At 63.9% G+C, this 8982-nt stretch carries 8 protein-coding genes; 2 read left to right on the forward strand and 6 right to left on the reverse strand.

The window, feature by feature from the left end:
* Window positions 1-79 precede the first annotated feature (79 nt).
* A complete protein-coding gene (locus tag IVB32_RS17900) occupies window positions 80-1255 on the reverse strand; it encodes a VWA domain-containing protein (protein WP_018454121.1) in 1176 nt (391 codons plus the stop codon).
* Between the two features lie 248 nt (window positions 1256-1503).
* Here IVB32_RS17900 and IVB32_RS17905 point away from each other — a divergent pair, with 248 nt between their 5' ends.
* Entirely contained in the window at window positions 1504-2346 is an 843-nt protein-coding gene (locus IVB32_RS17905) for a MoxR family ATPase (RefSeq protein WP_007600695.1), read from the forward strand.
* Between the two features lie 408 nt (window positions 2347-2754).
* On the opposite strand, the gene IVB32_RS17910 is transcribed toward IVB32_RS17905, so the two are convergent.
* From IVB32_RS17910 to IVB32_RS17925, 4 genes are all read right to left on the reverse strand, one after another.
* Entirely contained in the window at window positions 2755-4401 is a 1647-nt protein-coding gene (locus tag IVB32_RS17910; protein ID WP_018454119.1) for a GMC family oxidoreductase N-terminal domain-containing protein, read from the reverse strand.
* Window positions 4402-4417: 16 nt separating this feature from the next.
* Complete coding sequence (locus IVB32_RS17915; protein WP_018454118.1) at window positions 4418-5011, reverse strand: GNAT family protein; 594 nt, start codon at window positions 5009-5011, stop codon at window positions 4418-4420.
* 117 nt (window positions 5012-5128) lie between these two features.
* Window positions 5129-6055, reverse strand: coding sequence for an SMP-30/gluconolactonase/LRE family protein (locus IVB32_RS17920; RefSeq protein WP_085395672.1), 927 nt, complete (start codon window positions 6053-6055; stop codon window positions 5129-5131).
* Window positions 6056-6190: 135 nt separating this feature from the next.
* Complete coding sequence (locus IVB32_RS17925) at window positions 6191-7024, reverse strand: AraC family transcriptional regulator (protein ID WP_162496389.1); 834 nt, start codon at window positions 7022-7024, stop codon at window positions 6191-6193.
* A gap of 177 nt (window positions 7025-7201) precedes the next feature.
* Here IVB32_RS17925 and IVB32_RS17930 point away from each other — a divergent pair, with 177 nt between their 5' ends.
* Window positions 7202-8305, forward strand: coding sequence for a mandelate racemase/muconate lactonizing enzyme family protein (locus IVB32_RS17930; RefSeq protein WP_085395674.1), 1104 nt, complete (start codon window positions 7202-7204; stop codon window positions 8303-8305).
* Window positions 8306-8314: 9 nt separating this feature from the next.
* On the opposite strand, the gene IVB32_RS17935 is transcribed toward IVB32_RS17930, so the two are convergent.
* Window positions 8315-8671 carry a hypothetical protein gene (locus tag IVB32_RS17935; protein ID WP_085395675.1) on the reverse strand — a complete coding sequence of 119 codons (357 nt, stop codon included), beginning with the start codon at window positions 8669-8671 and terminating at the stop codon, window positions 8315-8317.
* Window positions 8672-8982: the final 311 nt, after the last annotated feature.

An 8982-nucleotide genomic window follows, 5' to 3' on the forward strand; every position in this document is an offset into this window, starting at 1 on the left:
CGACAAACTTGCCAGAAACTTCTTGGCCGCCGTCCACCTCGCCGCTCTCGTCGCTTATTGGATCAATTGAGTCTGAACCCTAGTGCGTTAATTCCTTCATCGCACCTTCAAGTCCCTCGATCGTGATCGGATACATGCGGTTGGCGAAAATGCGTTTGATGATGGTGGTGGATTCCGAATAGTCCCAGTGCTTCTGTTGCACGGGGTTCAGCCACACCGAATGCGGATAGGTACGGATGATGCGGTCGAGCCAGACCGAGCCGGGCTCCTCGTTGACGTGCTCGACCGAGCCGCCGGGCACCATGATCTCGTAGGGCGACATCGAGGCGTCGCCGACGAACACGATCTTGTAATCGTGCGGGTATTTGTGCAGCACGTCCCAGGTCGGGGTGCGGTCGGTAAAGCGCCGCTTGTTCTGCTTCCACACGCCTTCATAGAGGCAATTGTGGAAGTAGAAATACTCCATGTGCTTGAACTCGCTCTTCGCCGCCGAGAACAACTCCTCGACCTGCTCGATATGCGCGTCCATCGAGCCGCCGATGTCGAAGAACACTAGCAGCTTCACCGCGTTGCGGCGCTCGGGCCGCATGTGCACGTCGAGATAGCCGTGATTGGCGGTCTCGCGGATGGTGGTGTCGAGATCGAGTTCATCCGGCGCGCCGGTGCGCGCGAATTTGCGCAGGCGGCGCAATGCCACCTTGATGTTGCGGATGCCGAGCTCGACATTGCCGTCCAGATCCTTGAACTCGCGCTTGTCCCACACCTTGACGGCGCGGTTGTTGCGGTTCTTGTCCTGGCCGATGCGAATGCCTTCGGGATTGTAACCATGAGCGCCGAACGGCGAGGTGCCGGCGGTGCCGATCCACTTCGAGCCGCCCTGATGACGGCCCTTCTGCTCCTCGAGACGCTTCTTCAGGGTCTCCATGAGCTTGTCCCAGCCCATGGCCTCGATCTGCTTCTTCTCTTCGTCGGTCAGGTATTTCTCGGCGAGCTTCTTCAGCCACTCCTCGGGGATCTCGGCCCCCTCCATGGCGTCGAGCAGGCTTTCCAGCCCCTTGAAGACGGTGCCGAAGACGCGGTCGAACTTGTCGAGGTTGCGCTCGTCCTTCACCAGGGAGGTGCGCGAGAGATAGTAGAAATTCTCGACCGAGTAGTCCGCGAGGTCGGCGTCGAGCGCCTCCATCAGCGTGAGGTATTCGCGCAGCGTCACGGGGACCTGCGCATCGCGCAGAGAAGTGAAGAATTGCAGGAACATGGGTGACAGATTGCCCTTTGGATTGTCGGCGTCAAGGGGCGCCTCGGAGACCCCACCCGACGAGCTCTGGGCAGGATTGTCCGCCAGGCGGGATTGGCGGAGCGATTGTGCTCGTCATCCTTTCGCTGATAAAACGGGTCTGAAAGCCTGACCGAACCAGGAACGGCCGCCACGCGCGGCCGTTCCGTTTGTTGGACCAGGGCCATGAAACTGGCAATTCCTGGGACGACGACCAACAAGGACGCGCGATGAAATTTACCGGCACCAAGGACTATGTTGCGACCGACGATCTCAAGGTCGCGGTCAATGCCTCGATCGTGCTGGAGCGCCCGCTGCTCATCAAGGGCGAGCCCGGCACCGGCAAGACGGTGCTGGCGGAGGAAGTGGCGAAGGCGCTGAACGCCCCGCTTCTGACCTGGCACATCAAGTCCACCACCAAGGCACAGCAAGGCCTCTATGAATACGACGCGGTATCGCGCCTTCGCGACAGCCAGCTTGGCGATGCCCGCGTGTCCGACATCAAGAACTACATCAAGCGCGGCAAGCTGTGGGATGCCTTCACCGCCGAGCAGCGCCCGGTGCTGCTGATCGACGAGATCGACAAGGCCGACATCGAATTCCCAAATGATCTCCTGCTTGAGCTCGACCGCATGGAATTCCACGTCTACGAGACCGGCGAGACGATCAAGGCCAAGCAGCGCCCGATCATGATGATCACCTCCAACAACGAGAAGGAGCTGCCGGACGCGTTCCTGCGCCGCTGCTTCTTCCACTACATCAAGTTCCCCGATGCCGACACCATGACCCGGATCGTCGACGTCCACTTCCCCGGCATCAAGAAGCGGCTGGTCGAGGAAGCCCTGCGCATCTTCTTCGAGGTCCGCGAAGTGCCCGGGTTGAAGAAGAAGCCCTCCACCTCAGAGCTTCTGGACTGGCTCAAACTGCTGCTCAACGAAGACATGAGCGTCGAGCAGTTGCGCGAGCGCGACCCGCGCAAGCTGATCCCACCACTGCACGGTGCGCTGCTCAAGAACGAGCAGGACGTGCATCTGTTCGAGCGATTGGCGTTCCTGAGCCGGAGGGAAGTGTAGGTTCGAGCGCACTCCGCTGCCGCCCCACCTTCCGGTGTCATTCCCCGCGAAGGCGGGGAATCCAGTACGCCGCGGCTTCTCGAATCAATCATAACCGCCTCTGGAATACTGGATCGCCAGGTCAAACCGGGCGATGACACCGAGAGTGTGGCGCACTCTCTCCACCTCGTCATTGCGAGCGCAGCGAAGCAATCCAGGCTGCCTCCGCGGAAAGATCCTGGATTGCATCGCTGCGCTCGCGATGACGGAGCAAGGGTGAGCATCGCCCTCTCCAACTCGCGCTTCAAATCGCGAGGGGCGACCAAGGTCGCGTGAGATGGGCCTCCGGCTCTGCAGCGCACAGCTGCACCGGACGATGCTTCGCATCGCCGGGGAAGCGCAGCGCTGCGTCCGGAGCACGAGACCTTGCTACGCCACCGCCGCATCCGGCACGCGCGCGGCTTCCATCGGCTTCTTGCCGCGGATCAAGTCCGAGGCGCGGTCGGCGATCATCATGGTTGAGGCATTGAGGTTCGCCGAGATCATGCGCGGCATCACGGAGGCATCGATGACGCGGAGACCTTGCAACCCGTGAACGCGGAGCTGATCGTCGACCACCGCCCAGGTGGAATCCGCCGGGCCCATGCGGCAGGTGCAGCCGGGGTGGAAGGTGGTGGTGCCGCGCTCGGTGGCGGCCGCCAAAAACTCGTCGTCGGTATTGACGTTGGGTCCGGGGAAATCCTCGTAGGCGTAATAGGGCGACAGCGGCGCGCTCTTCAAAAGCCTGCGCGCGAGCTTCATGCCGCCGACGATGACCCGGCGGTCGAGCTCGGCGTCAAGATAGTTGGTCTGGATGATCGGCGGCGCAAACGGATCTGCCGAGCGGATGCGGACATAGCCGCGGCTCTCGGGGCGCTGCTGCCAGGACGCCACCGTCATGCCGGGCTCGTCCTCGAGCTGGCCCTGCACGCCTTCCTTGTAGCTCGCCGGTGTGAAGGTGAGCTGGAGGTCGGAGCTCTCCGCACTCTCGCCGGAGTGCCAGAAGCAGTAGACCATGGTCGGCGACAGCGACAGCAGGCCTTTGCGCGCGGTCGCCCATTTCATCGCCTCGACCCAGAGACGCCAGCCGCGGCGGAGCTCGTTGATGGTCCTGATGTCCTTGACGCGCGCGACCGTGCGCGGGGCGTAGTGATCTTGCAGGCCTTCGCCGACCGGAAGCGCGTGACGCACGGCGATGCCGTGGGCCTGCAACAGATCCGGTGAGCCGATGCCGGACAACTGGAGCAGCTGCGGCGAATTATAGGTGCCGCCGGAGAGGATCACTTCCTTGTTGGCGCGGACCTCGACCGGCGTGCCGCCATGACCGCCCTTCATGTAGCGCACGCCGACGGCGCGCTTGCCCTCGAAGATGATCTCGGTCGCATGCGCGTGGGTGCGGACATGCACGTTCGGCCGCTTCATCGCGGGCTTGAGGAAAGCGGTGGCGCCGGAGACGCGCAAGCCCTTGTCGATGGTGCGCTGGCAATAGGAGACGCCTTCCTGGGTCTTGCCGTTGTAGTCGGGGTTGCGCGGAATGCCGAGGCTCACCGCGCCTTCCATGAAGGCTTCGCAAAGCGGATCGCGCCAGTTCATGGTGGTGACGGTGAGATTGCCTTCGCGGCCGCGATAAATGTCCTCGCCCTCGCCGACCCGCTTCTCCAGCCGCCGGAAGTAGGGCAGCACGTCGGCATAGCCCCAGCCGCGATTGCCCATCTGCGCCCAGGTGTCGAAATCCATGCGCTGGCCGCGGTTGTAGATGTGGCCGTTGATCGAGGACGAACCGCCGAGCGTCTTGCCGCGCGGCGCGTAGATGCTGCGGCCGCCGGTCCAGGGTCCGACCTCCTGCTGGTAGGCCCAGTTGATGCTCTTCATGTGGAAGGTCTTGATGAAGCCGGCCGGCAGATGGATGTAGGGATGCCAGTCGCTCGGGCCGGCCTCGAGCACGCAAACGCTGGTCGCAGGGTTTTCGCTCAGCCGGCTGGTGAGCACGCAACCGGCGGAGCCCGCGCCGACGATCACATAATCAAATCTGTCCATGGTGCCTCGGCCGCCTCTAGCGCGGCTTGTCGTTGAGTTGATAATTCAAATGCGTTCGCACCGTAGGCCATTCGGCCGCGGTGATGCTGTAGACCACGGTGTCGCGTAGCGTGCCGTTCGGCGCGACCTGGTGGCTGCGCAGGATGCCGTCCTGCTTGGCGCCCAGGCGCTCGATGGCGCGGCGGCTCTGGTGATTGAAGAAGTGGGTGCGGAATTCCACCGCGATGCAGTCCAGGGTTTCGAAGGCGTGGGTGAGCAGCAGCAATTTGCACTGCGTGTTGAGCGGGCCGCGTTGCGCGCTCTTACCATACCAGGTCGAGCCGATCTCGACGCGGCGGTTGGCCGCATCGATGTTCATGTAGGTCGTCATGCCCACGATCTTGCCGCTGCCATCGAATACGGTGAAGGGGAGCATCGAGCCGGCGGCCTGAAGACCGAGCCGGCGGTCGATTTCCTTGCCCATGTTGTCCGGCGTCGGGATTGCGGTGTACCAGATGGTGGAGAGCTCACCATCCTTCACGGCCTCGCTCAGCCCCTCGCGGTGCTGATGCGACAGCGGCTCCAGAGCGGCATGCTGTCCGCGCAGGGTGATGGGATCAGGCCAGGGCATTTGAAACTCTCTCCTTTGTCATTGCGAGGAGCGAAGCGACGAAGCAATCCAGACTGTCACCGCGGACGCATTCCTGGATTGCTTCGCTTCGGTTGCAATGATGGTCACTAGCACCGTTTACTTGTTAAGGAAATTCAACGGCAAACCGCTGCGCGGCCAGTCCATGGCGATCAGCTCGCCCTTGCCGGAGAGGGTGATGTAGGCGGTCTTCAGCTCGGGGCCGCCGAAGGCGATGTTGGTGGTGACGCGGTCGCCGGTCGGGATCTGCTCGACCAGCGTGCCATCGGGCGCGATCACCGAGATGCAGCCGGAGACGAGGGTGGCGACGCAGACATTGCCGTTGGCTTCGACCGCCAGCGAATCGAACATCTGGTAGCCGCCGAGGCCGCAGATCGGTTTGCCCCGCTCGCCGCGATAGATCGCGTCGCGCGGCTTGAGCGTGCCGGGCGCGGAGAGCTCGTAGGCCCAGAGCCGGCCCGTCGGCGTCTCCGCGATGTAGACGGTGGTCTCGTCCGGCGAGAGGCCGATGCCGTTCGCCGGCAACACGCCGTGGACGACCTCGACGATCTCCTTCATGCCGGGCTTGAGATAGTACATGCCGCCGACGTCCATCTCGCGCGCGCGGCGCTTGCCGAGATCGGAGAACCAGAGGCCGCCCTGCTTGTCGAACACCAGATCGTTCGGCCCGCGCAGATCGTGCTCGGCGCATCTGGTCACGACGGTTTCGATCTGGCCGGATTGCAGATCGACGCGCTGGATCGAGCCGCCGAGATAGCCGTCGGGCTGCGGACCCGGCATGATCATGTTGCGGGTCGGGATCCAGGAGAAGCCGCCATTGTTGCAGATGTAGATCTTGCCGTCGGGGCCGAGGGCTGCGCCGTTCGGGCCGCCCGGAATCTTCGCGACGACCTCCTTGCGCCCGTCGGGATGGATTCGGGTCAGGCGCTGGCCGCGGATTTCCACCAGCACGACCGAGCCGTCCGGCATCACGACCGGCCCTTCGGGAAATTCGAGGTCGGTGGCGAGAACGCGGACGTTGGACATGTGGGGACCCTCCCGGCTGCTTGTTATGACTTGCGCGGGATGTCCGGCACGGGCCCCACACGCAAGATTGCCTGCGGTTATGACAAAGTCACCGGGGCTTGCCAAGCAAGCCGGATGGTATGCCAGCGTTGCGCGCTAATCTCGCACGGGTATCCAAATCTCCAGGCCGCCATTGCCGGTGGCGGGATCGAATTTCTCGTCGTAGCGCTCGAAGTTCGGCGCATCGGCAGCCTTCAGGCCGGAGGCCGGCAGCCACTGATTCCAGATCGCGTTGACGGTGCGCCTGATCGAGGCGACGTGGTCGGTGTGGGTGAACACCGCATAGCGCTGCTCGGGGATGCGGATACGGCCGAAGGGGCGCGGCAGTTCGGAGAAATCGGCGACCTCGACGCCGGCAATGTAGTCGAAATTGCCGGCATCGTCGCCGTTGCAGCAGACGCCATAGGCGACCGGTCCAACGCGCGCGGGAATGTCGGCGACCTCCTGGTGGAAGCGCTGCCACAGTCCAGGAATGGCCGCGCCGTTGTCGCAGGAGATGCGCTCGCTGATGCCTGCGACGAGGAAGGCCTTTGTGGTTTCGAAGCGCGGGTTGGCGAGTTTGTCCGAGATGGTTGAATCCATGAGGATCGGCTCCTGAAGCTTGAGATGGCCGGTGCATTGCGCGGCGCGCACCGCTTCGGGCGTGGTGCCGAACTGGTCGCGGAACGCGCGGGTGAATGCTTCGTGCGAGCCGTAATCGGCCTCCAGCGCCAGCGACAGGATGTCCGGCGCGCCATTCGCAAGACTGCGCGCCGCTTCGCTCAGCCGCCGCGCGCGCACGTACCGCATCACCGGCAGGCCGGTGGCTACGGCAAACGCGCGCACGATGTGGAACCGCGACACGCCCGATATCGCAGCGATCTCGTCGAGCGTCATCGGCTCGGCCAGATGGCTCTCGACATACCAGAGCGCGCGCTGGGCTGGGTTCATGGCGTTTCTCGTTCGAAGCGCGACCATGATGCACGGAAGTCCGCGGGTTTCGCTTGATCGGCGTTGCGGTCCCGCAGGAGGATAACGCCGGAACAGCCACTGGCAACGTCCGGGCGTTCATGGCTACACTCGGGACGTCCTTGAAACCGCTCACAAGAAAGCAGGAGGAACCGCGTCATGAAAATCACCGATGTGCGGGCGCACCATATCCGCATCCCCTATGACGCTGGTGTCGCGAGCTTCCGTCAGGGCGCCTCCGCCATCACCGCCCTCGACATGGTGATCCTCGAGGTCACCACCGACGCCGGGCTCACCGGCTGGGGCGATGCCTTCGCCTATGTCTGCCCCCGCACCACGCGCAGTGCCGTCGAGGAAATGATCGCACCACAAGCCCATGGGCTGCAGGTTCCCGATGCCGCCGGCATCCCCGCGGTGATGGACCAGATCCAGCGCAATCTGCATCTGTTCGGCCGTTACGGCATCACCATGTTCGCGATCTCCGGGCTCGACATCGCGCTGTGGGACCTCGCCGCCAAGATCGAGGGCGTGCCGCTGAACCGCCTGCTCGGCGACACCAGGCGCTCGGCCATTCCGGCCTATGCGAGCCTGTTGCGGATCGGTTCGCCCGACAACATCGCCGCCGAATGCAAGAAGGCGCTCGCACTCGGCTATGGCGCCATCAAGCTGCACGAGACCACGGCGCCGGCGGTGTTTGCCGCGCGCGCGGCGATCGGGCCCGGCATTCCGCTGATGGTGGACATGAACTGCCCGCTGTCAGGCGAGCAGGCGGTCGCGTTCGCCAGGACATGCGGGGACGCGCAGCCGATGTTCCTGGAAGAGCCGGTCTGGCCGCCGGAGGATTTTGCGGCGCTCGCCGAGGTCCGCAGCAAGGGCGGGCTCGGCGTCGCCGCCGGCGAGAACGCCTGCACGGAATATCAATTCCGCCAGATGATGGAGGCGGGCGCGGTCAGCCACGCCCAGCCGTCGGTGATCAAGGTCGGCGGCATCACGGAATTTCTGAAGGTTGCGGCGCTCGCGGATCGGCAAGACGTCAAGATCGTTCCGCACTCCCCGTATTTCGGCCCCGGCCTGCTGGCGACCTTGCATCTCCTGGCGGGGCGCGACGACGGGTTGGTCGAGATGTTTTACCTGAAGCGCGAGGCCTGCCTCTGGGGCGGCCGCGCCGATGTCGATGCCACCGGCCATGTCGCGGTGCCGACCGGACCTGGGCTCGGCTATGAGCCCGCCCGCAGCGTCATGGAGCGATATCGCGTCGCCTGAGCGCGGCGCCTATTTCGCCGCATCCTTCGGCGGCGGCGCATCCTGTTTCTTCTTCACATCCTCCGCGGTCTTCGCCTGCGCGGCCTGGAGATCGCCGAGCATCTTCTGCAAGCCGGCCACGGTCGTCTTCAACGCATCGATCTGGCGAGCCGCGGCGTCCAGCTTCTGCTGGTGATCGAGGTTGAACTTGGTGATCGTCTTCTGGAGGAAGTCGACGTTGCTCTGGAGGCAGCTGGTGCGGCGCTCCATGGTCTTCTCGACGGTGCAGATCTCGATACCGGGCACGTCCTGCGCGCGGACCGGCACAATCGCCAGCGTAGCGAGCAGCAACATCGCGAAACAAACGACGGCGCTTCGAAGCAGCATACAGGTTCCTTGTCAAATCAATCACGGCAATGTGCGCTTTTTGCACGCAGCCTGTCGAGGCTACCACACTCGCACCGCATTCTCGCGTTGAGCTTGCGGCTGTTCCCTCGCACGGGGAGCGATGATCTGCACGCGGAGGAAATGGGCACTCTTTCCGCGGCTTTGTTTAAGGGAGTTTTTTGATGGCAACGCGCGACAGACGACTGGCGGAATTCGACGGCGCCGGAGAACCGCCGCCCGGCCTTGCAGTCGAAGTGCTGTGCGAGGACCACAGCGGAACGTATCAGCTGCCGTTCGCCTGCCGCTATATC

This window comes from Bradyrhizobium sp. 23 (assembly GCF_023073295.1).
In the GTDB taxonomy this organism is placed as follows: domain Bacteria; phylum Pseudomonadota; class Alphaproteobacteria; order Rhizobiales; family Xanthobacteraceae; genus Bradyrhizobium; species Bradyrhizobium canariense_D.